The following is a 25193-nucleotide window of genomic DNA, read 5'->3' as shown; positions in this document are numbered from 1 at the left end:
AAGGGCTTCTGCCTTTTCGGCGATGGTCCTGATGAAGCGCGCACCACATATGTCTACAGCTACCGCGTTCTCCTCGGATTCGCCCTAGCATCGAGCGAATCGCGGTTGCTGTAGACATCTGTGCGCTTGGTACATGAGTCTTAGCGCAGGCGGTGGCCAACGAAGCCGGCGGCCAGGGTATTGCCGGAGGATTGGTCAATGAGCAGGAAGTTTCCCACGGCGCCGCGGGCGGCGTAATCCTCCACGGGCAGTTCGGCCTGGGTCTGGATGGTGATGCGGGCGATATCGTTCATGACAACGGCCTCGAGATCATCCACGTCAGATACGCCATCGAGATCCAAGGTGCGGGCAAGGGCAGCGATGCGGGCCTTGACCAAGGAGGATCCGTAGCGCAGCTTTACCATCTGGCCAGGTTTCAGGTCTTTTTCGGTAAGTCCTACCACCGTGGCATCGAATTCCCGGGTGGCCGGGGGACGCTGAGCGCCGGCGAGGAGATCGCCGCGGGTGAGATCGACGTCATCGGCAAGCAGCAGCGTCACAGAATCACCGGCGGCGGCCAAGGAGGCAGGACCATCGGCGGTATCGATCTGGGTGACGGTGCTGGTGCGGCCTTCGGGGAGGTGCACCTCGTCGCCCACGGCGATGGACCCGGCTTTCACGCGGCCAGCGTAGCCGCGGTAATCGGTGGCGTGCTCGCGGATGACGTACTGGATGGGAAAGCGAAAGTCCAGCTCATCGGCGCGGCCAGTAGCGACGGGAATGGTCTCAAGGACCTCGAGGACCGTGGGGCCGGTGTACCAGTCCATGGTGGTAGAGCGCTCGACCACGTTATCGCCCTTGAGCGCGGAAATGGGCACGACGGTGGTATCAGTAATGTCCAGGCGCTGCGCAATCTTATGGAATTCGGCCTCGATATCGCGGAAGACCTGCTCGTCATAGTCCACGAGGTCGATCTTGTTGACCGCGAGGACAACGTGGCGCACGCCCAAAAGCGCGGCCACGTTGAGGTGGCGGCGGGTTTGTTCGACAACGCCGTGGCGGGCATCGATAAGCAGCACCACTACCTGCGAGGTGGACATACCGGTGACCGTATTGCGGGTGTACTGCACGTGGCCTGGGGTATCGGCGAGGATGAAGGTGCGCTTATCGGTGGCGAAGTAGCGGTAGGCCACGTCGATGGTGATGCCTTGCTCGCGCTCGGCACGCAGGCCATCGACAAGCAGGGACAGGTCCATGCCATCGAAACCGCGATCGGAGGAAGAGCGCTCCATGGACTCGACCTGGTCCGCGAGCACGGACTTGGTGTCATAGAGCAAGCGGCCGACGAAGGTGGATTTGCCGTCATCAACGGAGCCAGCGGTGCATAAGCGCAGGGTATCGCGCTGTTTGAGGGCGCCGACATTCGGCTCGAGGGTAGTCGTCATCAGAAGTAGCCTTCCTTCTTGCGGTCTTCCATGGCGGATTCGGAAAGTTTGTCATCGGCGCGGGTGGCGCCGCGCTCAGACAGGGTGGAAATGGAGATTTCCGCGAGCACCTCATCGGGGCTGGATGCGGTGGAGTCGACGGCACCGGTGCAGGACATATCGCCGACGGTGCGGTAGCGCACGGTGCGGGTCTCTAGCTGCTCATCGCCTTTCGGCCCGCCCCATTCACCTGGCGAAAGCCACATGCCGCCGCGGTTGAAGACCTCGCGCTGGTGCGAGTAATAAATGGGCGGCAGCTCGAGCCCGCGCGCGCCGATGTATTCCCAAATATCGGATTCGGTCCAGTTAGAAATGGGAAAGACGCGCACGTTTTCGCCGGCCATCTTGCCGCCGTTGTACAGGTCCCACAGCTCGGGGCGCTGGCGGCGCGGGTCCCAGCCACCGAAGGAATCGCGGATGGAAAAGATGCGTTCCTTGGCGCGGGCGCGCTCCTCATCGCGGCGGGCCCCACCCAGCACGGCGTCGTACTCGCGCTTGGCGATGGTCTCTACCAGCGGCACCGACTGCAGCGGGTTGCGCGTTCCATCGGGCCGTTCCTGCAGTTCGCCGCTATCGATCCAGTCTTGAACGTGGGCGACGTGGAGGCGGGCACCGGATTCTGCGACCAAGTCATCGCGGAATTTGATGACCTCGGGGAAGTTATGGCCGGTATCCACGTGGAGCAATTCAAATGGCACCGTGGCCGGGGCGAAGGCGCGGCGGGCCAGTTCGAAGACGACGACGGAGTCCTTGCCGCCGGAAAAGAGGATGCCTACCTTATCGAATTGCCCGGCCACCTCGCGCAGGATGTGGATGGATTCATTTTCTAGGTCTTGTAGGTGTGGGGAAAGTGTGCTCATTATTCGTGTAACCCGCATTCTGTCTTGCCATCTCCAAATACTCGCCCGGAGCGGGCGTCTTCACCATCGCCGACCGGGAAGGTCAACGGCGCGTCGCCGATGGACCGGTATCCCTGCAGGGTCAGCGGGTGGATGATGAGGTCATTATCTGCGATGTACTGATCGGTATCGTCCAAGTTCCAAGTGATCATCGGCGAAATCTTTAACCGCCCAGTGCGGTCCAGGCTGAGCGCTGGGGCGTGGGCGCGGTGTTCAGAATCGGCCCGGCGCAGGCCCGTGACCCATCCGACATAAGGATCCATTGCCATATTCAGTGGCTCGACCTTGCGCATGCGGTTATAGGCGGAAGTATCGCGCGCGTAGAGGCGCGGGCCGTACACCTCGTCTTGTTCTTCGGGGCTCAGCAGCGGCAGCACGCGGACAAGGGGGAGATCCGGGTAGCGCTTTTCCACCTCTTCGGCCACCTGAAGGGTCTCAGGGAAGTGCCAGCCGGTATCGATGAAGAGCAGATCCGCTGCGAGCCCGGCGCGGTGGGAGAGCTCTGCCAGCACGGTATTTTCCATGGACATGGTGACCGCAAGCCGGCCAGGGGCGTGCTCGGCGGCCCACTCGGTGATGTTTTCTGCGGATTCGTAGGCGAGCTTATCCGCCCACTTTTCCACTAGCTGTTCATTGCGCGCGGCCACGTCAGTGGAAAGCGGCGCGGTATCGCGCGTGCCTTCGGGCGAGATGTGGGGATCGCGGAAGGGCTTTCCGCCATCCAGCAAGTTCGTCGTTGGGTTCATGAGCTCACACACTAGGCAACCCCGGTAGCTCACGCAGCACGTTTTTCCGGAAACGGCGCTGAGCTTGGCCGAAGGAAAGAATAAAATGTTTTATTTCTGGACCAAGCTGACTAGATTTATAGACAACGTAGTCTATCGCGGGCGGACTGGATTCGCCCAAGGAGGAACTTTTATGCAGCGTGTTGCCATCATTGGAGAAGGTCCTGCCGCCTTATCCACTGCGGAAAGGCTCCTGAGCGCCGGCATGTGCGTAGACCTCATCTCAGAAAAAACTGCACCGTTCGGTCTACTTCGTCGGTTCGCGGGGCTTGCCGGGGTGCTCGAGGAGGCCGTGCCGCACGAGTGCACACCGGGTACTACTCCGCGGCTGCGCCTGCTGGGAAACGTGCGCGTGGGAGTAGACGGCGATATCACCCATAACGAGGTCCACCAGTTGGCCGCCCACGGTGACCGCGAGCTCATCGTCATGGAGTTAAAGGCCCGTGGTATTCCCGTCACCACGTGGGAGGGACTGTGCACGCCAATCACGGATTTTGAGGACTGGACCAGCGTCATCGCTCAGGCACAGCTGGCACACGTCTTGGTCTAGATTCGGCCTTGCGGGCGGGTACCAAACGGGCAGGTGCCAAAAAATATCGTTCGCCCCGCGTGCGCCAACCAGATATACTTGCGCGGTTACCCCCCTATTAGTCCCGAAAGAAGCGCAGGTTTATGGATCTAGTCCGAATCCTCTTCACCCGCTCGGCGCCTTATACGCTCTACGTCATAGCGGTACTTGTCCTGCAGGCGCTGTCCACCGCGGCGACCCTGTATCTGCCCTCCTTGAACGCCAAGATCATTGATGAAGGCGTGTCTCAAGGCGATATCGACTATATCTGGCGCACCGGCGGAATCATGCTCATCGTGGCCTTTGTTCAGGTGATTACCGCCATCGGCGCAGTGTGGTGCGGCAGCCGCACCGCCATGGCCGTAGGCCGGGATCTGCGCAGCGAGGTCTTCCGCAAGGTCACTACCTTCTCTGCAGAAGATATGAGCGAGTTCGGCACGCCCACGCTTATTACCCGCGGCACCAATGACGTGCAGCAAGTGCAGATGGTCTACATGATGATGCTGAACTTCATGGTCACAGCACCCATTATGTCCATAGGCGGCATCATTATGGCCATCCGCGAGGACGCCGGACTGTCCTGGTTGGTGTGGGTTTCTGTCGCGGTGCTGCTCGGCACCATCTCCGTCCTCATCGTGCGGCTTATGCCGCTTTTCGTTCTATGCAGGACAAATTGGACACTATTAACGGCACCTTGCGCGAGCAAATCACCGGCATCCGCGTCGTGCGCGCCTTTGTGCGCGAGGCTTATGAAACTGAGCGCTTTACCAAGGCCAACAAGGATATTACCCAGCTTTCGCTGAAAATCGGCCAGCTTTTTGTCCTCATGTTCCCGCTTATCACCGTCATCTTGAACGTGGCGACGGGCGCCGTGCTGTGGTTTGGCGGCCACCGCGTGGATGCCGGGCTTGTCGATGTCGGCGGGCTCACCGCCTTCCTCCAATACCTACTGCAAATCCTCGCCGCGGTCATGATGGGCACGTTTATGGCGATGATGCTCCCGCGCGCCCTCGTGTGTGCCCGCCGCATCACCGGGGTCTTGAGCCACGAGCCGTCCATTACCCCGCCGCAAGATACCGTCACCCCTGAAACCATGTCCGGCACCGTGGAGTTTCGCAATGTCAGCTTCTCCTATGCCGGCGCGGATGCCCCAGTGCTAGAGGATATTTCCTTTACCGCCACTCCCGGCACCACCACCGCGATCATTGGTTCTACCGGCGCGGGCAAGACCACGCTGCTTTCCCTCATCCCGCGCCTGTATGTCCCGAGCGAGGGCGAGGTGCTGATCGATGCCACCCCGACAACCTCCCTCTCCCGCCCGGACATCGTCAGCCGCGTCTCGCTCGTGCCGCAAAAGGCTTACCTCTTTAGCGGCACGGTGGCCTCCAACCTGCGGTTGGGCCGCCCCGAGGCCACAGACGATGAACTATGGGAGGCGCTGCGCGTAGCGCAGGCAGACTTCGTCGATGACCTGGACATGCCCATCGCACAGGGCGGTACCAATGTATCGGGCGGGCAGCGCCAGCGCCTGTCCATCGCCCGCATGCTCGTGGCCCAGCCGCGCATTTATCTCTTTGATGATTCCTTTTCCGCGCTGGATGTGGTCACGGATGCCAATGTGCGCGCTGCCATGCACCAGTCTTTTGCCCAGCGCGGCGAGGCCGTCACCACCATCATCGTGGCCCAGCGCGTGGCCTCCATCCAAGATGCTGATCAGATTTTGGTCATCGATGCCGGGCGCATCGTCGCCCGCGGCACCCACGCGCAGTTACTGAAATCCTCGGGCGTGTACCAGGAAATCGTTGAATCCCAAGAAACCGCTGGAGTAGCTGGAGGAGAGCAGTAATGGCCAAGGACACCACACACAACTCCTCCGCTGAGGACGCCGAGCTCCAGGAGCTTGAGGCCAAGGTCGCCGCCGATGAATGGTCCGGTTCCGCGCCCCGCCAGGCCAAGAACTTCTGGCCCTCTGCTAAACGCTTGCTACTACTGCTCATGCCCTATAAGCGGCTGCTAGCGGTAGTGGCGGCGATGAACGTAGTCTGCGTCTTCCTCGCGGTCTTCGCTCCCAAGGTCTTGGGCGATGCCATGGACGTCATCTTCTCCGGAGTCATCTCCCGCGAGCTGCCGGCAGACATCTCTGCGCAGCAAGCCATCGACGGCATGCGCGCCCAGGGCCAAGACCAGGTGGCCGATATGGCCTCCGGCATGGACTTCACTCCCGGAGAAGGCATCGACTTTACCCGCTTGGGCACGCTTATCATCGCGGTGATAGCGATGTACATCGTCTCTGCCGGCTTCCAGCTCTGGCAGGGGCTCATCTTAAACCGCCTGACCATCGACACGGTCTACGAGCTGCGCCAGCGCGTGGAAGCCAAGGTGCATGCCCTGCCGTTAAATTACTTCGATTCCCGCCAGCGCGGCGATATCCTCTCGCGCACCACCAATGACATCGACAATGTGCAACAGGCCCTCCAGCAGGCGCTTTCCCAGCTGTTTTATAATATCTTGATGATCCTGGGCATCACCGTGATGATGTTTAGCATCTCTTGGCAGCTCGCCCTGGTGGCACTCTTGGCGCTGCCGCTGACCGCGCTGATCATCGGGGTCATCGGCGGGCGCTCGCAACGCCAGTTCAAAACGCAGTGGCGCGCTACCGGCCAGCTTAATGGCCAAGTGGAAGAGTCCTTCTCCGGCCACGATCTGGGCATCGTCTTTGGCCGCACGGAGGATATGACGCGCCAATTTGATGAGCGCAATGACGAGCTCTTCCGCTCCTCTGCACTGGCGCAATTCCTCTCCGGCATCATGATGCCCATCATGCAATTCGTGTCCTACTTGTCTTATGTGGCCATCGCCGTCTTGGGCGGCCTGCGCGTGGCCAACGGGCAGATGACCCTGGGCCAGGCCACCGCCTTTATCCAATACTCCCGCGAATTTAACCAGCCGCTGGGCCAATTGGGCGGCATGATGCAGCAGGTGCAATCCGGCGTGGCCTCTGCTGAGCGCGTCTTCGAATTCCTCGATGCGGAAGAGCAATCGTTGGATTGCGCCAGCGATGAGCTGGCCGGCCGCGCCCGCGGCCGCGTGGAGTTCCAGGACGTTGACTTTTCCTATTCTCCGGAGAAGGAACTTATTACCGGGCTCAACCTGCGCGTGGAACCGGGGCAAACCGCGGCGATCGTGGGGCCCACCGGCGCGGGCAAGACCACCATGGTCAACCTGCTCATGCGCTTTTATGACATCGATTCTGGGCGCATTCTTATCGATGGCCACGATACCGCCCACATGCCCCGCACCGCCCTGCGCTCCCAGGTGGGCATGGTGCTACAAGATGCCGTCCTCTTTGAGGGCACCATCATGGACAATATCCGCTACGGCCGGCTCGATGCCACGGACGATGAGGTTATTGCCGCTGCCAAGGCCACCTACGTGGATCGCTTCGTTCACTCCCTACCGGAGGGCTATGACACCGTCATCGACCAAGATGGCGGCGCCATCTCCGCCGGTGAGCGCCAGTTGATTACCATTGCTCGCGCCTTTTTGGCCCAGCCTGCGCTGCTCATCTTGGATGAGGCGACCTCGTCCGTGGATACCCGCACCGAGGTGCTTGTCCAAGAGGCCATGAATGCCCTGCGCGCAGAGCGCACCTCCTTCGTCATCGCCCACCGCCTATCCACCATCCGGGATGCTGATCTGATCTTGGTGATGGAAAACGGGGGCATCGTCGAGCAAGGCTCGCACGAAGAACTGCTGCGCGCCCAGGGCGCTTATTGGCGCCTGCACCAATCGCAGTTCAACGAGGCTTAAGGGGGAGCCGCTGCGTGGTTACTGCACGTTGAGCTGGACCTGCGGGGCATGCAAATTAGCGCCCTGCAGGTTGACCAGCTCCATGGTGACATCTTGCAGCGAAATGTGCTCCATCAAAACGTTTGGGATAGGAGCATCGGGCACCACGTGCGGGTCAGGAACGCCCAATTGATCAAGCACCGCGTTGAGATCGCCGTTGGATAGATCGACGTTTACCGGAATGGTGGGGTGATCCACCACTGCAGGCGTTGTCTGCAGTCCAGTGGTCAGGACGGTGACCGGCCCGTCCGTGACGGTGGTTTCCACGTCACCAGTGGTTAGCTTGCCTTGTCCCATAGCTGCGGGCAGGGTCAACGAGAGGTTTCGCGCCGCCAACTTATCACCTACGAGCTTCAGTGCTCGTTGTTCACCCTGTGCGGTAGGCACAGTGATGAGCGAGGCGCTTACGTTTCCAGTCAGGGTGACATTATCAGCAGTCACCGTGCTGAGTTCAGATTGCGCTAAGGCCAAGCCTTCCTGCGCACGGGTTTCCTCAGGTTGGTTCACCGCACACACCGCTGTAAAAGCGCAGAGCACTGCGAGCGCACTACCTTTTACCACACGAGCGGAGCGACGACGCGGTAGTGAGCTCAGCCTGAATAGCTTCATGCTGAAACCGCCAGTTCTTTGGCCTGGGACTTTTTCTTCTTCTTGCGCTTCTTAGGAGACTTCTGGCGATCCTGTGGCTGCCAAGCAAATGCGAGCGCACCACCGATAATGCCCAAAAGGCTGCCTATAACGAAGCCACCCAGGTTGGTGGTGGGAAGCGCGACGATCGCTACCAAGATGGCTAAAACACCCAGGTAAGACGACGTCTCCTGCCTAAACCAAGATCCTAGGCCGAACATGATAAGTGCCGCACCAATAAGAAGCGTCGAAACGCCCGACACCGTGGAAATCATGACCAGCAGATCAGAAATGCGCACAGTAATATAGGCCGGCGCAGCGATGGCGATGCCGGACAAGATAAGCAACAAGCCACCCGCGAACGGACGACGCTTGCGCCAGTGTTTAAACCGCTTCCACCAGCTCTCTTTAGGGGCCACTCTGGTTACGGCTTTGTCATTCTTGTTATTCGCTGCGGAATCCTGCGGTTCATTAGCACCTTTGACCGCATCCGCTACCGACTGCGATGTGTTCTCTCCATCGCTTTCCGCTGTGGCCGTGGCTTCAGCACCAGCATCAGCGGTGTCCTCGGCCTTCGTCTCCGAAGCACTAGCATGATCGGCGCCAATGGCGGCCTCGCCAGCGGTATTTCCGGCCGACTCCTGGGAGGAATCTTGTGCGCTGCGTGCAGCTTCGCCGTTATCGGTATCGGTTTCGGTCACCGCAGGCATGCGCAAAGTCTCATCATCAGAAGACTTAGCAGCCATTGTTGTTGCTTCCCCTCTTCACCGTCACATTCACACCAGAGGCAGCGAGCCTTTCTGCTCCCACCGAGGTCGTACGAATATCATCCGCGCTCAGGGTCACCTTCTGCGCGTACAATCCCCACGAACCTGGATCTGCCTTGTCATTGACCTGGCTGGCGTCAACACCCACGTTGGCGTTCGTCAGATCGAGCTGACCCTTAATGTCGGTAGCACCAACCAAGAGGTTTTCTACCTCCACACTGTCATCACCATTCGCACGGAGGGCGAAGGTGGTCTCGCCAATCCCTGGGACATCAGGAAGATTGGCGGACAGGCACAAGTTGGAAGCCACGGCGTGCTCAAACTTCAAGCGCGCGGCCGGGATGGTTTCCTCTCCCATCCTGTCCCTATCAACGAAGATCGACAATCCTTCGCCCTCTAGGTGGCTCATGTTCACCTTAAAGAAGGTTCCTGAAAGTGCGATATTAGCGGTCAAGCCACCTTGGGCTACCGCAAAACCTGTTACGCCAAAAGCCGCAAGCCCGGCAGCCAGTGCGGTTGCAAACTTTGGAATACTAATCCTGCCCATGAAGGAACCTTTCTGTGGAATTGAAAAGGCGGGGTAGCAGCCTGTTTTAGCGGCATCCCCCGTCTACGGTGAATTTTCAGCCCACTCTTTACCGCGGCCAGAGGTACACAAGCCGATGATGAGTATTAGACCTACGCAATCCACTGATTAAATGAGCTTGAACACACGTTAACACTACCTGAGACACGTCACACAAATAGGGGTGCAATTAAATACGCCCGCAACGGTGTAGCCCAAGTCATATGTTTAATGAAGATTATCGCACCCCCTGCCGTTGTCAACTTCAAATCCCCCACTAAACCTGCAGCGCACATCGTTGCACCCCCACATTTGTGCGCCATGTAATAGGTGCCCACCGGTGTGTGTTACGCTACACAACCATCAGATTTTATCGACTAAGGAGGGTCGAATTGTCCAACTCACTGAAACCCGAAAATGCACAGGCAAACGAAGAAAATACCCACATTGATTCCTCTCAGTCCGGTGCAGAAGAAGTAAACGCTCAGGACAAGAAGGAAGAAAAGCGCGAACTGCGGCGCGCTCCTTTGGGCCCGGATTCCCTGTTGTGGAAGTGGGGCTCGGACAACCGCCTGCAGCTACTGCGCGGTTACACCGGCATTTTGCAGAATATGCACCCAGCGATTGGTCAGTCCCTTTTGGACCACTCGAAGTTCTTTGACGAACCTTTCGCCCGTCTGCAGCGCTCTACGCCGCAGATTATTCAGTCCATCTACGATGATGGGGACATCGGTGAGCGTATCCGCGACTACCACGTCACCATTAAGGGCACGCTGCAAAATGGCGAGCGTTACCACTCCCTGAACCCAGAGACCTACTACTGGGCACACGCTACCTTCGTCTACCGCGTTATCTACGCCCAAGACCTCTTCGGTACTCCATTCACCAAGGAAGAGCGCGACCAGATCGTTCGCGAGGGCGTGACTTGGTGGGACAAGTACGGCATGTCTGAGCGTCCGGTCATTGATAACTACGATGACTTGATCAAGTACATGGATGACATGGCAGACACCGTGCTCGAGCGCAACCAGACCGTTGACTTCGCACTGCGCACCGCACGCGTAGAGCCGGTCAAGGCTCCGGAAGGCGTTCCAGAGGCCGTATGGAAGGTTATCTGGAAGCCCATTATGCGCAGCGCCATCTGGTTGACTGTGGCTACCCTGCCGCAAAAGTACCGCGACATCTTGGATCTGAAGTGGACCAAGCGCGACCAAAAGCGCTTCGACCGCATCGCCAAGTCCGTTCGCTTCATCATGGACCACCTCCCAGAGGACAAGCGCTACATGGAGCCTGGTCGTTCCTTGATGATCAAGAACGGCATGATTGAGGGCAAGTACAAGGAGCCGAAGAAGATCCAAGGCTACAACGCCGCCCAGGCTAAGGACTCTGCTGCCACCGCGGAATCTACCGACAAGCCGGATTCCGATGATGCAGTAGCCGCACGCCGTGCTGCCGGCTGCCCGTTCTAAAACACACCGGCTTCCCAATTGTTCGTGAGCTTTTTAGCTCACGAACCTTTTCATTGATCTTTCTGGAGCGTGCATTACATGTCTTTACCACGCCGTCTACAAGAACGGCCCTTGCCACAGCATTTACTGACTGAGCTACAACATCTCACCACTAACTACTCCACTGGTTCGCTGGACAAAGGCGAACACCAAGCGGTCCATTCCCCCCTATTCGAAGAAGAATTAGGATGGGTTGGAGTAGGTTCCGAAGAAGACGTAGATGAGGCTTTCCGCCGTTCGCGTCAGGCCCAAAAGGCCTGGGCCGATACCGACGTTAAGCAGCGCGTAAAGGTAATGAAGCGCTTCCACCACCTCGTGGCTAAACACCGCGAGCTGCTGGCGGATTTCATCCAATTGGAAACCGGCAAGGACCGCACGGCCGCCTTTGATGAGGTACTCGATGTGCTAAATAACGCGCGTTATTACTCAAATAATGCGCCAAAGCTACTGGCCACTCAGAAGCAGCCGGGCGCATTTCCACTCATCACCACAACTCACCTGCAGCGGGTTCCTAAGGGCGTTGTGGGGCAAATCAGCCCATGGAACTATCCATTAGCATTGGGCATTTCCGATGCCGTTGCGGCGCTACTTGCTGGCAATGGCGTAGTGGCCAAGCCCGATGGATCCACTCCATTTTCTAACCTGATTTCCCTCTACCTCTTGAGGGAAGCAGGACTGCCGAAGGATCTGCTGCAGATCGTTACCGGCTCCGGTCGAGTCGTCGGCTCCGCCATCTCAGAACGCTGCGATTACCTGATGTTTACCGGTTCTACCAAGACCGGCAAGATTTTGGGTACCACCGTAGGCGAGCGCCTCGTTGGATACTCCGCAGAACTGGGTGGCAAGAACCCGATGATCATCGCGCCGGATGCGGACATCGACAAGCATATTGACACCATCGCTACCGCCTGCTTTTCCAATTCGGGCCAGCTGTGCGTGTCGATTGAGCGCATCTACGTTCCCGATGCCATATTCGATGAATTTATCATCGCATTCCGCCGGGCAACCGAGTCCATCAAGCTTGGTTCCGGTTTGAACTGGGACTACACGATGGGTTCACTCATCGGCCAAAACCAACTAGATGTGGTGCAGCACTTTGTCGACGATGCGGTGGATAAGGGCGCCACCGTTATTACCGGCGGCAAGCCCCGCCCGGATATTGGCCCCTACCACTTTGAACCCACGGTTCTCACTGATTTGGGAGAAGGCACCGAGCTTGCAGAGCAAGAGGTCTTTGGCCCCGTGGTCTATGTGCAACGCGTGCGCGATGTCGAAGAGGCCATCGAGCAGGCAAATAAATTGCCCTACGGCCTGAACTCCTCTGTATTCGGACAACCCGAGACCGCGCAGGGCATCGCTGAGAAAATTGAAGCAGGCAGCGTGACCATCAATGACGGTTACGCCTCTACGTGGGCCTCGATTTCTACCCCGCTGGGTGGTGTCAAGGAGTCCGGTGTTGGTCGCCGCCATGGCCACGAGGGTCTGACCAAATATACGGAAGCGAAGAATATCTCCTCGCAAAGGATCATGCCGATGCGTGGGCCAAGCTGGCTTCCCAATAAGTACTACGGCACTTTGCTGAGCTCTGCATTGCGCTTAGGAAAGGCCTTGCGTTTCCTCCCCTAAGCACTGCGCAGCATAAGCAGTCACCGCTTAAATTCAGTAACTCACTTCACATTTAGCAGGCATGTGTGTACGATCACAACATACTCAGAAATGTGTTCTGCTGAATACATAAATTGCACAAACACACAGCGGCCAGTAAGCGCCCTGTGAAACTCGAAAGGAACAGTATGTTCAAGCCATACCGCCGACCGACTGTCGCAGTGGTTGGTGCCGGAGTAGCCGGATGCGCCGCGGCTTCTGAATGCGCATTCTCTGGATTCGACACCGTTCTTTTTGAACAAGAACCACACATCGGTGGTCACTTCAATTCCGCTGAGGCCACTGAGGTTTCCCGGAAGCACCACTTCCGTACCCCGTACCTCCGTCTCACTAAAACTGATGGCTCGCCAGCTTCTGTAGTACGCCACCTTGAAGAGGCTGTTGCTGCCAGTGGCGCCGAGTTCCGCGGTTCCACCGCCGTTACTGGTGCCGAGTTCGACCGAGCAGAGGGCAAATGGGAAATCTCCTACCTCGGTGATTCTGGTCAGGAAACCCAAGCTTTCGATGTGTTGATTCGCGCCACCGGCGAGGAGTCCCCGTGGATTTCCGTTCCAGGACGGTCAAAGGCCAGCGTCGATGACATGTACCTCCACCACGGCGTAGAGGTATTCGGGCTGCCTAATACCCTCTTTGTTGACGGCCCCACCCCGCGTGACTCTTACCTCAAGCGTCGCCCACTGGCTGTCATCGAAGCCCGCGCCGATCACTGCCGCCGTTACGTCCGCCAGCTCGAGATTCGTGGACCAGGCGAACTAACCGTCAAGCACGATAAGTGGTTGGTTCAGCCCGGTACCGTACGCGGAATCCGCGAAGTGCTCGCAGGGTTCGATGCACCGGCCCATGATTTCAAGCGAGCATCCAACTACGCCCCTGAGTCCGCCTCGTCCGAACGCCAGAAACAACAAAAGTCCGCTACTGCCCTTAAGGAGGCATAATGACTACTCTGAGCAATCCTGAAAGCACTGTAAACGACAAGCACACCCAGACTGCAGATAATAACACCGATAACCTGCCTGAGCTGGGCCCGGATTCCATCCTGTGGCAGCGCTTTGGTGACTGGCGCTCCGCATTCGTCGCACTGTCTGCTGGTCTTTTGCAGATTGCCCAGCGTGACGTCAGCCGGTCCTTGGTGCAGCACTCCAACGTTTTTGATAACGAGGTTGCACGCTTGGTTCGCTCCGCCTTCCCGATCATCCGCACGATCTATGAAGGCCCAGAAGTTGGCGTCATGATTCGTGACTTCCACAAGGACATCAAGGGCACCCACCCAGATGGAAGCCGCTACCACCCGCTGAACCCGGATGTTTACTACTGGGCACACGCCACCTTCGCTGCTATGCCGTACCAGTTGGCCGGCAACTTCATGGATCCTTTGACCCCAGAGGAGCGCGAGCAGCTCTTCCAGGAGACCCGTACCTGGTACACCTTCTACGAGGTTGCAGAGCCCGACGATGCGCCAAAGACGTACGCTGAGTTTGAAGAGTACGTGGACAACATGATCGATACCCTCGATATCAGCGAGACCATCGAGCGGTCCCGCATCATCAACGGCCTTACCCTCGACACCCCAGATCCCAAGGTGCCCAACTGGCTGTGGAAGCCCATTGCACCTTACGCATCCCGCCTGCTGTTGTGGGTTGCAATCGGCATGATTCCGGACAAGCTGCGCAACAAGCTTGGCTGGGAGTGGACCAAGAAGGATGAGCGCAAGCTCAAGATCTTCTCCCGCGCCGTCCGTGGCGTCTTCTCCGTCCTCCCGCGTAAGGCACGCATGGTTCCTATCGCTACCCGCGCCTTTGAGAAGGCGGAAGCTGAAGGCGGCTTCCACTACTAAGGCCTTTACCCCTTCACTCATAGTTACTGAATACTGACTCCCACGATTGCACCTTGAGGCCTTAAGGTAGATAACAACGTGGAGCATTAGTAGTGAAGGAGCACGAATGACAACCGTATCCGGTTGGATTGCTATAGCCACATCGATTCCGGTGTGGCTATACTTTTTCGCCCGCATAGGCGCGCTCATTAAGTTCATCCGCTCGGGCGGACCAACCCAACTAGAGCGCACCAATAGCCCTCTAAAACGCCTCGGGCGCGTGCTGGTAGAGGTCTTCGGCCACACCCACTTCAAGGGAAAGCCATTGGTCAATGCCGCTCACTGGGCGGTCATGGTGGGCTTTTTATTCGGCATCCTGGTGTGGTTTGAGGCCTATATCCAAACCTTCGCCCCGGATAAAGGGTGGCCTGGCTTAAGCACCTGGCCGGTGTATCACTTTGTAGAAGAAATGCTTGGCATCGGCACGGTGCTGGGCATCTGCTTCCTCATCGGAGTGCGCCTGAAACTAGGCGATACCGAGCGCGGCAGCCGCTTTTTCAACTCCCAAACGGCGGCGGCCCGGTGGGTAGAGGCCATTGTATTCATCGAGGGCCTCAGCATGCTCTTGGTCAAAGCTTCCAAGATCGCGGCCTTTGGTGGCGGTTCCGCAGTCGCGGATTTCTTGACCGTTCACTTAGCTAAGGCACTGCCTGAGTCCCCGGCACTGGTCAGCTTCTTCGCCTTGGTCAAGCTGCTATCCGGGCTTCTCTTCATCTTCTTTATTGCCCGCAATTTCCAGTGGGGTGTCATGTGGCACCGCTTCATGGCGTTTTTCAATATCTTTTTCCAGCGCAATACCTCTGGGGATAAGGCGCTTAAATCCCTGCCCACCCCGGACTTGGAAGAAGACATCACCCCTGGCAGCTGGAAGATGCTGCTGGATTCAACCGCGTGCACTGAATGCGGCCGCTGCCAAGAGCTGTGCCCGGCTTGGAATACCGATAAGCCGCTCAGCCCCAAAAAGGTCATGATGGACTTGCGTCAAGGTGCGCTAGATAATTACAACCCGCACGAGGGCCTCGATGTGCTCTCGATGGCTGGTGTCATCGACGATGACGTCCTGTGGTCCTGCACCAACTGCGGGGCCTGCGTGGATCAGTGCCCCACTGATATCGAGCACATCGACCATATTGCAGACCTGCGCCGCTTCAAGGTCTTGGCGGAATCCGATTTCCCCTCAGAGCTCACCGGCCTATTTAAGAACATGGAAACCAAGGGCAACCCCTGGGGCCGCAATAATTCCGAGCGGCGTGCTTGGATTGATGAGGCGCGTGCCGATGGCATCGAGGTACCCATCATTGGCGAGGACGCCGCGGATTTCTCCGATATGGAATACCTCCTCTGGGTCGGCTGCGCCGGTGCCTATGATGACAATGGCCGCCGCACCACCCGCGCCGTCGTGGATCTACTGCACACCGCCGGCGTAAAGTTCGGCGTGCTTTCTACGGGTGAGACCTGCACCGGCGACCCCGCCCGCCGCGCCGGCAATGAGTTCTTATTCCAAATGATGGCGCAACAAAACGTGGAAACCCTCAATAACGCTTTCGAGGGCGTGCCGGAAGGCCAGCGGAAAATCATCACGACCTGCCCGCACTGCTTTAATACCATCCGCAATGAGTACCCGGACTTCGACGGGCATTTCGATGTCTTCCACCACACGCAGCTACTCAACCGCCTAGTACGCGAGAAGCTGCTGCAGCCGGTTCCGCGCACCCCAGAAAACCGCAAGCCCATCACTTATCACGACCCGTGCTTCTTAGGCCGGCACAATAAGGTCTTCGATCCACCACGCGAGCTTCTCGAGGCCACGGGCGTCGAGTTGCGAGAGATGGACAAGTCCCGCGATGAGGCCTTCTGCTGCGGCGCCGGCGGCGCCCGCATGTTCATGGAAGAAAAGCTGGGTTCTCGCATCAATGAGTTCCGCACGGAGCAGGCACTAGAGACCGGCGCCGAGGAAATCGCCACTGGCTGCCCGTTCTGCAATGTCATGATGACCGGCGGTGTGAAGTCTTTGGCCGCCGAGTCCACCCCCACCACCCAGGTCAACGACGTGGCCACCATGCTGCGCAATTCCATTTCCCTGGATGACAAGGGCACCCTTCCAGAGCCTCGTCCCAAGACCTTCTTGGCCACCCCAGTGCGCCACCGTGCGGCCTCAGCTACCACCACCGCTGAATCCCCCAAGGCACCCACGCCTGCCGATGCCCCCTCCTCCAGCAATACCCCCACAGCTGCCACTCCACCTGCTACAGCCTCCGCGCCTTCTGCTCCTTCGGCATCGGCAGCTCCAAGCGCGCCCTCTGCCCCAGCCACACCCTCTGCTCCGACGGCTCCGGCGGCTCCCAATGCTGCGGCTCCATCCGCACCGGCTCCTTCGGCACCGGCGGACCCCAAGGATCCTTCGGCACCCAACGCACCCAGCGCACCGAGTGCCCCGAAATCCACTAATGCCCCGGCGGCACCTACTCCACCTTCTGCACCGAGTGCCCCCTCCGTGCCCAGCGCACCAACCCCACCGGGTGCTCCCACGCCGCCAAAGGCTCCTAAGGCCCCAGCGGCTCCGGGTTCTTCTTCGACACCAAGTGCCCCGGCGGCTCCGAAGGCTCCGGCAGCTCCAGGTGCCCCGACTCCGCCGGCTGCTCCAGATGCGAAAGCACCCGCGGCACCCCAACCGCCTAGTGCCCCGCAGCCACGCGCTGCATCGCAAGCATCGGCTGCGCCGGAACCACCTGCAGCTCCACAACCGCCAAAGGATCCGCAAGCTGCCAAGGCACCACAGGCTCCGGCAGCGCCAAAGCCACCGCAGGCTGACAAGAAACCCGAGGCAGCTGCGCCGCCAGCCCCGCCGGCTCCGCCGGCATCGTCCGCGCCATCCACTCCGCCTGCACCACCGGCGCCATCGGCAAGCGCGGAGGCTCCCAAGGCCCCCAAGCCACCGGAACCGCCGAAGCCACCCACGCCGCCGAAAGACACGAATACCGAGTAGGCATGTGCAGGGATGAGTGCGTACGCTGTGATCCATGCATTTAGATGTGGGATGGGCTGCGGATACTGTTGTTCTGGCAGCGGGTGCGACGGAAAACACCACTAGCCTCGTTTCCTTTGCCTGGATCATGTTAGCGGCGCTGTTGGCGCCCATAGTGTCGTTCATGTTGGGCAACCGGCTGCCGGCCGTTGCCCTTTTGATCATCTTTGGCATGGTCATCGGCCCATCGCTTTTGGATGTCGCCCATGAGGATGCCGGCATCAGCATGCTGAAAGAGCTGGGCGTTGGTGCGCTGTTCTTGCTCGCCGGTTTTGAGATCGAGATTTCTACGCTCAAGACCAAAGAGGCGGGAACCGCGCTGTCCACCTGGCTTATCTGCCTCGTGGCTTGCGGCGTCGGTGCGTACTTCTTGGTCGATAACGTCCCAGGTGCCATCGTGGTGGCGCTGGCGCTGACGTCCACGGCACTGGGAACACTGCAACCCATGTTGAAGCAGGACCGTGTGCTCGAGACCAAAGTGGGCAAATCGGTCATGATTCACGGCGCTATTGGTGAGGTCGCCCCCATTACCGCGATGGCGCTGCTGCTGAGCACGCGCTCCACGTGGACCACGCTGCTAATTATGCTTGCGTTCATCGGCATCTCCGTGGCCGTCGCCATCATGCCGGCGGCCATTGCCACGACGATTCCGTGGGTTAAAGCGGCGTTTATCTCCGGTGCGGGTTCCACCAACCAGACCATTTTGCGCCTCATCATTCTGATCCTTGCCACGCTCATGGCCGTCACGGCGGTCTTTGAGCTAGACATCGTGCTGGGTGCCTTTGCCGCCGGCATTATCTTGAACCGCATCATTCCGGATGAATTCCATCGCCGGCTAGAACACCGCCTCGATGTGGTCTTTCACTCCATGCTCATCCCGGTCTTCTTCGTGGTCTCTGGCATGACGATTAACTGGGATACCATCGCTAATAACCCGGGGAAGGTACTGGGCATCCCGGCGCTTATTCTTGTCACCCGCGGCCTGCCGGTATTCCTGCGCGAAAATGTGGGCCATACCGGTTCCGAAATTGAAACGGTGCGCGAGCGCCTCCAGGTCAGTTTGTACACGGCGACCGGCCTGCCGATCATCGTCGCCGTAACCTCGCTGGCGGTTAACTCCGAACTGATGAAACAAGAAACCGCCTCGATCTTCGTCGCCGGTGGCGCATTGACCGTTGCCATCTTCCCGTTCCTGGCCAACTTGGTGGGAAGGAAGGACTCCAAGAAGGTTGATGAATCCGATCCACAGAAGAAACCGGATTCTGACGAGGACGATAAGGAAGAAGAGTCGCAAGAACTCTAGCCTGTGTACTCCACGCTAGAAGCCATGCCCTGCCACCGTGGCAGGGCATATTCTTTTTGAATCAGCTTGTCTATTATGGTGGCTGTGCCTAATAGCTACGGATCCTCCCCTTACGACCGGACACTGCGTTTATCCGATTCAGAGCGCAACGATGCCCTGACCGATCTAGCCCGCGCAGTGGGCGAAGGCCGCTTGTCCATGGACGAGTTTGAGGAGCGCTCCGATAGCGTCATGCAGGCCGTCACTCACAAGGACCTGGCGCCAATTTTCAGCGATATCCCTGCCACCGGATCGCAAGAGGTAAAGATCTATTCCCAAGGCGATGTGGACCGCGCCTTTAATGCCGCGAAAAAGCCCCGCATCGCTACCGCGCTGACCAGCTCGGTGGTTCTGCTCGCGGCATCTCCTACCCTGGTCATGCTCAGCGCCACCATGAATAGCCCGTGGTTGCTGGCGGGCGGTGCCGTAGCCGCAGCGCTCATCCCTATCGTGTGGATCCTCTTGTACGTGGCCAAGGTGGGCCCGCAATCGTGGCACGCCCCGTCGGTGCGGCAAATTGAGCGCCAACAGCAGCGCGAGATCCGTGCACTGACGGCACACGAGCGGGCGCACCAAAAAGAATTAGAAAAGAAAATGTGGGCCGAGCGCCGCCAACAGGCCGGTGAACTTACTGGTCAGGCTATGGAAATGGCAAAGAAGCAAATCAACAAGTGGAATAATAAATAGCGCTGAGGTGCGCTGCAATATTTCTTAACGCTGTGAAAGATGGCACAATATGGCCATGACTTCTCCCAAACCCCGCATCTTTGACCAGTCCGAAAAATTAAAGGGAATCGCTTACGATATTCGCGGTGAGGTCTCAGCGGAAGCGGAGAGAATGGAGCTGGATGGCCACACCATCCTCAAGCTCAATACCGGCAACCCCGCCGTCTTTGGTTTCGATGCACCCGATGTCATCATGCGCGACATGATCGGCGCATTGCCCACCTCCCAGGGCTATTCCACCTCTAAAGGCATTACCTCGGCTCGGCGGTCCATCGTCACGCGCTATGAGCTCGAGGACTTCCCGCATTTTGATATTAACGATGTCTTCTTGGGCAATGGTGTATCGGAACTTATCACCATGACCACCCAGGCCCTGCTCAATAACGGCGATGAGATCCTCATCCCAGCCCCCGATTACCCGCTGTGGACCGCAGCAACCTCGCTGGCCGGTGGTACTCCGGTGCACTACCTGTGCGATGAGGAAGACGAGTGGAACCCATCCATCGAGGATATTCGGTCCAAGGTCACCGAAAAGACCAAGGCCATCGTGGTCATCAACCCGAATAACCCAACCGGAGCGGTGTATTCGCGCGAGGTCCTGCAGCAAATCGTGGACATCGCCAGGGAGCACAACCTGCTGATTTTGGCCGATGAGATTTATGACCGCATCCTTTATGACGATGCGAAGCATATCTCCATCGCCTCGCTGGCCCCCGATCTCTTGACCTTTACCTTTAATGGCCTATCCAAGGCCTACCGCGTCTGTGGTTACCGCGCGGGCTGGATGGTCATTACGGGCCCGAAGCATCATGCACACGGGCTTATCGAGGGCCTCGAATTGCTGGCCGGTACCCGCCTGTGCCCGAATGTTCCCGCACAACACGCCATCCAGGTGGCGCTGGGCGGGCGCCAATCCATCTACGAGCTCACCGGAGCCGGGGGACGATTGCTGCGCCAGCGCGATATCGCCTACGACAAGATCAATGAGATTCCCGGTGTATCCGCAGTAAAGCCCAAGGGCGCGCTGTACCTCTTCCCGCGCTTGGACCCCAATGTCTATGAGATTCACGATGATTCCAAGCTCATGTTGGACATCCTCAAGGCCGAAAAGATCCTCATGGTCCAAGGCACCGGCTTCAACTGGCCGCACCCGGATCACTTCCGAGTGGTCACGCTGCCCTGGGCTTCCCAGCTGGAAAACGCCATCGAGCGCTTGGGCAATTTCTTGGTGAGCTACCGCCAATAGCGCCCCAGCAGGCGATTGGTAATTGCAGTGATAATCGTTGACAATATACCGTATGGGACGACATTCCTCGGTTTCTAATTCCGCGTCGGGCTCAGCTTCGCGGCATCGGCAAGCGCGGCGTCGATCGGAGCCCAGCGGGCATGCGCAACGCCGGTCAACGTTTGAACGCTTAAATCCAATTCAGCTGGTGCAGGAAGTATCCGGCCACCCGTGGCGCGTTGGCCTAGTAACCGCCATCGGCGCGGCCCTTATCGCCATGCTAGTAGGCCTTGTTCTACTCTGGCCCTCTAGTGCCGCCTCGGACCATACCTCGGAGGAGTTCGAGTCCACCTATGCGCTGAACCACCCGCAGGTCGAGGGAACCGTGGAGAAAACCGACCATTCGGCGTGCCAATCGGAGCAGACCGGCTTGGCCTTCGATACCCCGCCGCTGATTCCGGAAAAGGAAGAGGTGGACTGTAACCGCGCGCTGGTGAGGATCACCTCCGGTGAGGACGAAGGAAAGATGACCCAATTGGTCACCTTCGGCAACGCGGGCGACCCAGAATTGCAGCCGGGCGATAATATCGTGCTCTCCAAGGCCACGGATCCCGCCGGGTCCGTGTCGTATGCCTTTGCCGATTATCAGCGCAGCAATAGCCTCCTGCTCTGGGGAGTGGTCATCGCGATCGTCATCATTGCTTTCGCGGCGTGGCATGGGGTGCGCGCGATCATCGGCTTGGGGTTGAGCCTTGGTATCGTCTTTAGCTTCCTCATCCCAGCGCTCATTGCGGGCACCAATCCCCTGTGGGTGGCCCTCGCCGCCTGTACCGCCATCATTCTCCTTGCCGTGCCGCTTGTCCACGGCGTGAATTGGAAATCCGCCTCTGCGGTCGGCGGTTCACTGACCGCGCTGGCCATCGCTGCGTTTTTGGCTTGGGCAGCCATCGATAGCTCGCAGCTGCAAGGCTTTAGCTCCGAAGATAACCTGAAACTGCTGCTATATATGCCCAATGTCTCCATCCTGGGCGTGCTGCTGTGTGGTTTCGTCGTGGGTGCGTTGGGCAGCCTTGCCGATGTCGCCATCGCCCAAGCCTCCACCATCACCGAGCTGCATGAATCCGACCCCGCTGCCACACCGCTAGAGCTTTTCTTATCCGCCATGAGGGTCGGCCGCGACCACATTGCCTCGATGGTCTATACCCTCATTTTGACCTATACCGGCGCCGCATTGCCCCTGCTCCTGCTCATCACCGCCGCCGAACGCCCCGCGGGGCAAATACTTAGCAGCGATCTCGTCGCCACCGAACTCCTGCGCTCCGGCGTCGGCGCCATGGCGCTGACCCTCGCGGTGCCGATTACGACATTGATTGCCGCGTATACGGTCCCGTCACGCCGCCGCTAGAGCGTGCGGCCCAACGCCTGTATCTTCCAGCCGGCGTTAGACCAAGCCGCAACGTCGAGCACATTGCGACCATCGATAATCTGTTTATTATCCACGAGCTCGCCAGCCTCGTTCGGGTCCAGCTCCTTAAATTGTTGCCACTCGGTAGCCAGGATGACCAATTCCGCCTCCTGCAAGGCGGATTCCGTATCGGCGGCATAGTCCAAAGTGGGGAAAACCTTCTTGGCGTTGTCCATACCCTCGGGGTCATAGACGGTGACCGCAGCACCCGCCAAGGACAAGGACCCAGCAACCGATAGTGCCGGCGAATCGCGCACATCATCCGAGCTCGGCTTAAAAGCACAGCCCAGCACGGTAACGCGGTGACCCAAGAGCGATCCATTGAAGGCTTCTTTAGACAGATCCACCATGCGGTCGCGCCGGCGCATATTAATCGCATCCACCTCGCGCAGGAAGGTCAGGGCCTGATCGGCGCCGAGCTCACCGGCGCGCGCCATAAAGGCGCGAATATCCTTAGGCAGACAACCACCGCCAAAGCCTAGGCCCGCGCCGAGGAACTTGCGGCCAATACGCTTGTCTATGCCAATGGCATCCGCCAGCGCCACCACATCCGCGCCCGCGATCTCACAAATCTCAGAGACCGCATTGATAAAGGAAATCTTGGTGGCCAAAAAAGCGTTGGCGGAAACTTTTACCAGCTCGGCAGTCTGCAGGTCGGTCACGATGAAGGGCGTATCCTGCGCTAACGGCTGCGCGTAGATCTCGCGGGCAAGCTCTTCCGCGCGCGATTCTGATTCGCGGGTGCCAATTACGATGCGATCCGGGGTGATGGTGTCGTGCACCGCATAACCCTCGCGCAAGAATTCCGGATTCCACGCGATCTCCACGCGGGTTCCCTCGGGCGCCAAGCTATCCGCCAGTTCTTGTAGTTCCGCCGACGTTCCTACCGGAACGGTGGATTTACCAAAGATAACGTGCTCCCCACGCAGCTTGGGCACCAAGTCCGTGATAACGGCCTTAACGTAGGTCATATCCGCCGCATAAGAACCGCGGCGCTGCGGGGTTCCCACGCCGAGAAAGTGCACGTTGGCGAATTGCGCGGCCTCGTCATAATCCGTACTAAACCCTAGGCGCCCAGCATCAATATTGCGCTCGAGCACCTCCGGTAGCCCCGGCTCAAAAAAGGGAACCTTGCCCGATTGCAAGACGGAGATTTTATCCTCGTCTACATCGACGCCTAAAACTTCATGCCCCAATTCCGCCATGCAGGCGGCGTGGGTGGCACCCAGGTAACCGGTGCCAATAACAGTCATCCGCATAAAACCTCATCCTAGAGATTTTATGTAAATACCAGATTAATCCCTGCGGAAGTTCAGGTAAGACTTTGATGGCGTTGGGCCGCGCTGACCTTGGTACTTCGATCCCAAGGCACCCGTGCCATAGGGGCTTTCCGCCGGCGAGGTTATCTTAAAGATGGCCAGCTGGCCCACTTTCATCCCCGGCCACAGCGCAATGGGCAGGTTCGCGGTATTGGAGAGCTCCAAGGTGATGTGCCCGGAAAAGCCAGGATCGATAAAGCCTGCGGTGGAGTGGGTCAATAGCCCTAGCCGTCCTAACGAGGACTTGCCCTCCAAACGCCCGGCCAGGTCAGCCGGAAGGGTGAATTTCTCCAGCGTGGCACCAAGGACAAACTCACCGGGGTGGAGAATGAAGGATTGATCCTCTTCTACTTCCACCAAAGTGGTAAGCTCCGGCATCTCCTCTTTGGGGTCAATGTGCGTATAGCGGGAGTTATTGAATACCCGGAAGTACTTATCTAAGCGCACGTCAACGGAAGAAGGCTGGATAAGCTCACTATCAAAGGGGTCGATGCCCAGCTCTCCGGAATCAATGGCGGAACGAATATCACGATCTGAAAGAAGCACGGACCCGATTCTACTCAATCACCTACCCAAGGTGTATAGTAGGGAAAGCGCATTTGGCGCAGCGCCGACGTAGTTTAATGGTAGAACTGCAGCTTCCCAAGCTGCTGGCGCGGGTTCGATTCCCGTCGTCGGCTCCATTGTCATGAGTCGCGACATGCTTGTCAGGTCAGTCGCGACATCGTTGACGAACCGGCATCTCAGTTGTTTTTGTTCTGGGGTGCCGGTTTTCTTGTTATTTGGGGTCTAGGGGTGGGTCGCCTTTTTTCCAGTAGGGCTTTTGGTAGTTGCGGCTGGTGTCGATGTAGTGTTCGGTGATGACTTCGCCGGTTTCGGCTAGTGATGTGATGACGTGGTTGTCGGCGATGACCATGAGGATTTTCTGTCTTTTCCATTTGCGGCCGATGCCTAGGTGGAAGAGTTTGCCGGCGTAGCGCACGGTGGTTTTGCCGTTGTCCCAGACGACGTCGTTTCTTGTGCGCCATTCTTGTGTCGGGTTGTGGGCTGGGTTGGCTTTGGTGCCGGTGGTGTAGGCCTGGTGTGGGGTGCGTCGGCCTAGGGCTTTGTGGGGGCGTGTGGTGTTGTAGTAGTCGCGGAATTCATTGAGGAGTGTCTGCAGTTCAGCGACGGCTTTAGCGGGTGGTCGGGCGTTGATCCATTTTTTGAGTGTTTGGTGGAAGCGCTCGATTTTTCCTTGAGTTTGGGGATGGCCTGGACGACCATTTTTCTGTTGGATGCGGTGGTGGTTGAGGGTTTTCTCGAATGCGTTGCGGCCTCCTTTTCGACCTGTGAGTCGTGCCGTAAAGACCAGTCCGTTGTCGGTGAGTGTGGATGCGGGTGGCCCGTAGGTGTCGATGAGGTGTTGGAGCGTTTCTGCGACTGCAGTGCCTGTAAACGCGTGCTGTGAAGTGTCCCAGGTTTTGTTCCGTTTGAGTAGATGGGAAAATCTGGAACATGCCAAGAAAATTTGACCAGGATG

20 protein-coding genes, 1 tRNA gene and 1 pseudogene are annotated in these 25193 nt (G+C 58.5%); 13 read left to right on the top strand and 9 right to left on the bottom strand.

The features are described from left to right. Nucleotides 1–140 precede the first annotated feature (140 nt). From ABRP87_RS06330 to ABRP87_RS06320, 3 genes are read right to left on the bottom strand one after another with little or no spacing between them, the layout of a single operon-like run. Nucleotides 141–1424, bottom strand: coding sequence for a sulfate adenylyltransferase subunit 1 (locus ABRP87_RS06330; RefSeq protein ID WP_349868090.1), 1284 nt, complete (start codon nucleotides 1422–1424; stop codon nucleotides 141–143). Beyond that, nucleotides 1424–2323, bottom strand: a complete 900-nt coding sequence (cysD, locus tag ABRP87_RS06325) for a sulfate adenylyltransferase subunit CysD (protein ID WP_349863419.1) — start codon at nucleotides 2321–2323, stop codon at nucleotides 1424–1426. The genes ABRP87_RS06330 and cysD overlap by 1 nt, the downstream gene beginning before the upstream one ends. After that, complete coding sequence (locus tag ABRP87_RS06320; RefSeq protein ID WP_349868089.1) at nucleotides 2323–3108, bottom strand: phosphoadenylyl-sulfate reductase; 786 nt, start codon at nucleotides 3106–3108, stop codon at nucleotides 2323–2325. Before ABRP87_RS06320 ends, cysD begins: the two co-directional genes overlap by 1 nt. 172 nt (nucleotides 3109–3280) lie before the next feature. On the opposite strand from ABRP87_RS06320, the gene ABRP87_RS06315 reads away from it, so the two are divergent. The 3 genes and pseudogenes from ABRP87_RS06315 to ABRP87_RS06305 all read left to right on the top strand — a co-directional run bounded on the left by ABRP87_RS06315 (nucleotide 3281) and on the right by ABRP87_RS06305 (nucleotide 7525). Next, on the top strand, nucleotides 3281–3697 hold the full coding sequence (locus ABRP87_RS06315) for a methylenetetrahydrofolate--tRNA-(uracil-5-)-methyltransferase (RefSeq protein ID WP_349868088.1): 417 nt from the start codon (nucleotides 3281–3283) through the stop codon (nucleotides 3695–3697). A 122-nt stretch (nucleotides 3698–3819) separates the two neighbouring features. Then, nucleotides 3820–5561 (top strand): annotated as a pseudogene (locus ABRP87_RS06310) (ABC transporter ATP-binding protein). Beyond that, nucleotides 5561–7525 carry an ABC transporter ATP-binding protein gene (locus tag ABRP87_RS06305; protein WP_349868087.1) on the top strand — a complete coding sequence of 655 codons (1965 nt, stop codon included), beginning with the start codon at nucleotides 5561–5563 and terminating at the stop codon, nucleotides 7523–7525. Before ABRP87_RS06310 ends, ABRP87_RS06305 begins: the two are co-directional and overlap by 1 nt. Before the next feature lie 18 nt (nucleotides 7526–7543). Here ABRP87_RS06305 and ABRP87_RS06300 read toward each other — a convergent pair whose 3' ends face one another. The 3 genes from ABRP87_RS06300 to ABRP87_RS06290 all read right to left on the bottom strand — a co-directional run bounded on the left by ABRP87_RS06300 (nucleotide 7544) and on the right by ABRP87_RS06290 (nucleotide 9505). Beyond that, complete coding sequence (locus ABRP87_RS06300; protein WP_349868086.1) at nucleotides 7544–8071, bottom strand: hypothetical protein; 528 nt, start codon at nucleotides 8069–8071, stop codon at nucleotides 7544–7546. A 98-nt stretch (nucleotides 8072–8169) separates the two neighbouring features. Beyond that, nucleotides 8170–8937 carry a DUF6114 domain-containing protein gene (locus ABRP87_RS06295; protein WP_349853651.1) on the bottom strand — a complete coding sequence of 256 codons (768 nt, stop codon included), beginning with the start codon at nucleotides 8935–8937 and terminating at the stop codon, nucleotides 8170–8172. Beyond that, nucleotides 8927–9505: a DUF6230 family protein gene (locus tag ABRP87_RS06290; RefSeq protein WP_349868085.1), complete on the bottom strand. Its 579-nt coding sequence runs from the start codon at nucleotides 9503–9505 to the stop codon at nucleotides 8927–8929. Before ABRP87_RS06290 ends, ABRP87_RS06295 begins: the two co-directional genes overlap by 11 nt. A gap of 410 nt (nucleotides 9506–9915) precedes the next feature. Between ABRP87_RS06290 and ABRP87_RS06285 the strand changes: the two genes are divergently transcribed. The 9 genes from ABRP87_RS06285 (at nucleotide 9916) to ABRP87_RS06245 (ending at nucleotide 22292) form a co-directional block, all read left to right on the top strand. Further along, complete coding sequence (locus tag ABRP87_RS06285) at nucleotides 9916–10992, top strand: oxygenase MpaB family protein (protein ID WP_239269260.1); 1077 nt, start codon at nucleotides 9916–9918, stop codon at nucleotides 10990–10992. Nucleotides 10993–11070: 78 nt separating this feature from the next. Further along, the gene (locus ABRP87_RS06280; protein ID WP_349868084.1) at nucleotides 11071–12657 is read left to right on the top strand and encodes a succinic semialdehyde dehydrogenase; all 1587 of its coding nucleotides are present in this window, start codon (nucleotides 11071–11073) and stop codon (nucleotides 12655–12657) included. 167 nt (nucleotides 12658–12824) lie between these two features. Then, complete coding sequence (locus ABRP87_RS06275; RefSeq protein WP_349868083.1) at nucleotides 12825–13631, top strand: NAD(P)-binding protein; 807 nt, start codon at nucleotides 12825–12827, stop codon at nucleotides 13629–13631. Further along, nucleotides 13631–14530, top strand: coding sequence for an oxygenase MpaB family protein (locus tag ABRP87_RS06270; RefSeq protein WP_284770401.1), 900 nt, complete (start codon nucleotides 13631–13633; stop codon nucleotides 14528–14530). The genes ABRP87_RS06275 and ABRP87_RS06270 overlap by 1 nt, the downstream gene beginning before the upstream one ends. A gap of 106 nt (nucleotides 14531–14636) precedes the next feature. Then, nucleotides 14637–17555, top strand: a complete 2919-nt coding sequence (locus ABRP87_RS06265; protein ID WP_349868082.1) for a (Fe-S)-binding protein — start codon at nucleotides 14637–14639, stop codon at nucleotides 17553–17555. 34 nt (nucleotides 17556–17589) lie between these two features. After that, nucleotides 17590–18897 (top strand): cation:proton antiporter, encoded by a 1308-nt coding sequence (locus ABRP87_RS06260; RefSeq protein ID WP_349868081.1) that lies wholly within the window; start codon nucleotides 17590–17592, stop codon nucleotides 18895–18897. 75 nt (nucleotides 18898–18972) lie between these two features. Further along, nucleotides 18973–19623, top strand: a complete 651-nt coding sequence (locus tag ABRP87_RS06255; protein ID WP_349868080.1) for a DUF1707 SHOCT-like domain-containing protein — start codon at nucleotides 18973–18975, stop codon at nucleotides 19621–19623. Nucleotides 19624–19678: 55 nt separating this feature from the next. Then, complete coding sequence (locus tag ABRP87_RS06250) at nucleotides 19679–20908, top strand: pyridoxal phosphate-dependent aminotransferase (protein ID WP_284644250.1); 1230 nt, start codon at nucleotides 19679–19681, stop codon at nucleotides 20906–20908. Nucleotides 20909–21164: 256 nt separating this feature from the next. Beyond that, nucleotides 21165–22292 carry a YibE/F family protein gene (locus tag ABRP87_RS06245; protein ID WP_349868113.1) on the top strand — a complete coding sequence of 376 codons (1128 nt, stop codon included), beginning with the start codon at nucleotides 21165–21167 and terminating at the stop codon, nucleotides 22290–22292. Here ABRP87_RS06245 and ABRP87_RS06240 read toward each other — a convergent pair. Further along, a complete protein-coding gene (locus ABRP87_RS06240) occupies nucleotides 22289–23611 on the bottom strand; it encodes a UDP-glucose dehydrogenase family protein (RefSeq protein WP_349868079.1) in 1323 nt (440 codons plus the stop codon). The two genes, ABRP87_RS06245 and ABRP87_RS06240, sit on opposite strands and share 4 nt — an antisense overlap. Nucleotides 23612–23647: 36 nt before the next feature. After that, nucleotides 23648–24217, bottom strand: coding sequence for a dCTP deaminase (gene dcd / locus ABRP87_RS06235; RefSeq protein WP_349868078.1), 570 nt, complete (start codon nucleotides 24215–24217; stop codon nucleotides 23648–23650). A gap of 63 nt (nucleotides 24218–24280) precedes the next feature. On the opposite strand from dcd, the gene ABRP87_RS06230 reads away from it, so the two are divergent. Beyond that, nucleotides 24281–24354, top strand: a tRNA-Gly gene (locus ABRP87_RS06230). Between the two features lie 95 nt (nucleotides 24355–24449). Here ABRP87_RS06230 and ABRP87_RS06225 read toward each other — a convergent pair. Continuing rightward, on the bottom strand, nucleotides 24450–25193 hold a 744-nt coding region (locus ABRP87_RS06225; RefSeq protein WP_349868077.1), incomplete at its 5' end, for an integrase core domain-containing protein.

It is taken from the genome of Corynebacterium sp. KPL2830, assembly GCF_040225635.1.
Classification (GTDB): Bacteria; Actinomycetota; Actinomycetes; order Mycobacteriales; family Mycobacteriaceae; genus Corynebacterium.
This window is presented reverse-complemented; position numbering and strand designations above follow the sequence as displayed.

What these genes read in the sequence shown, in the direction of transcription:
- ABRP87_RS06330 (WP_349868090.1), bottom strand. Translation starts at nt 1,424, where the DNA reads ATGACGACTACCCTCGAGCCGAATGTCGGCGCCCTCAAACAGCGCGAT.
- cysD (WP_349863419.1), bottom strand. Translation starts at nt 2,323, where the DNA reads ATGAGCACACTTTCCCCACACCTACAAGACCTAGAAAATGAATCCATC.
- ABRP87_RS06320 (WP_349868089.1), bottom strand. Translation starts at nt 3,108, where the DNA reads ATGAACCCAACGACGAACTTGCTGGATGGCGGAAAGCCCTTCCGCGAT.
- ABRP87_RS06315 (WP_349868088.1), top strand. Translation starts at nt 3,281, where the DNA reads ATGCAGCGTGTTGCCATCATTGGAGAAGGTCCTGCCGCCTTATCCACT.
- ABRP87_RS06305 (WP_349868087.1), top strand. Translation starts at nt 5,561, where the DNA reads ATGGCCAAGGACACCACACACAACTCCTCCGCTGAGGACGCCGAGCTC.
- ABRP87_RS06295 (WP_349853651.1), bottom strand. Translation starts at nt 8,937, where the DNA reads ATGGCTGCTAAGTCTTCTGATGATGAGACTTTGCGCATGCCTGCGGTG.
- ABRP87_RS06290 (WP_349868085.1), bottom strand. Translation starts at nt 9,505, where the DNA reads ATGGGCAGGATTAGTATTCCAAAGTTTGCAACCGCACTGGCTGCCGGG.
- ABRP87_RS06280 (WP_349868084.1), top strand. Translation starts at nt 11,071, where the DNA reads ATGTCTTTACCACGCCGTCTACAAGAACGGCCCTTGCCACAGCATTTA.
- ABRP87_RS06275 (WP_349868083.1), top strand. Translation starts at nt 12,825, where the DNA reads ATGTTCAAGCCATACCGCCGACCGACTGTCGCAGTGGTTGGTGCCGGA.
- ABRP87_RS06270 (WP_284770401.1), top strand. Translation starts at nt 13,631, where the DNA reads ATGACTACTCTGAGCAATCCTGAAAGCACTGTAAACGACAAGCACACC.
- ABRP87_RS06265 (WP_349868082.1), top strand. Translation starts at nt 14,637, where the DNA reads ATGACAACCGTATCCGGTTGGATTGCTATAGCCACATCGATTCCGGTG.
- ABRP87_RS06260 (WP_349868081.1), top strand. Translation starts at nt 17,590, where the DNA reads ATGCATTTAGATGTGGGATGGGCTGCGGATACTGTTGTTCTGGCAGCG.
- ABRP87_RS06255 (WP_349868080.1), top strand. Translation starts at nt 18,973, where the DNA reads ATGGTGGCTGTGCCTAATAGCTACGGATCCTCCCCTTACGACCGGACA.
- ABRP87_RS06250 (WP_284644250.1), top strand. Translation starts at nt 19,679, where the DNA reads ATGACTTCTCCCAAACCCCGCATCTTTGACCAGTCCGAAAAATTAAAG.
- ABRP87_RS06245 (WP_349868113.1), top strand. Translation starts at nt 21,165, where the DNA reads ATGCTAGTAGGCCTTGTTCTACTCTGGCCCTCTAGTGCCGCCTCGGAC.
- ABRP87_RS06240 (WP_349868079.1), bottom strand. Translation starts at nt 23,611, where the DNA reads ATGCGGATGACTGTTATTGGCACCGGTTACCTGGGTGCCACCCACGCC.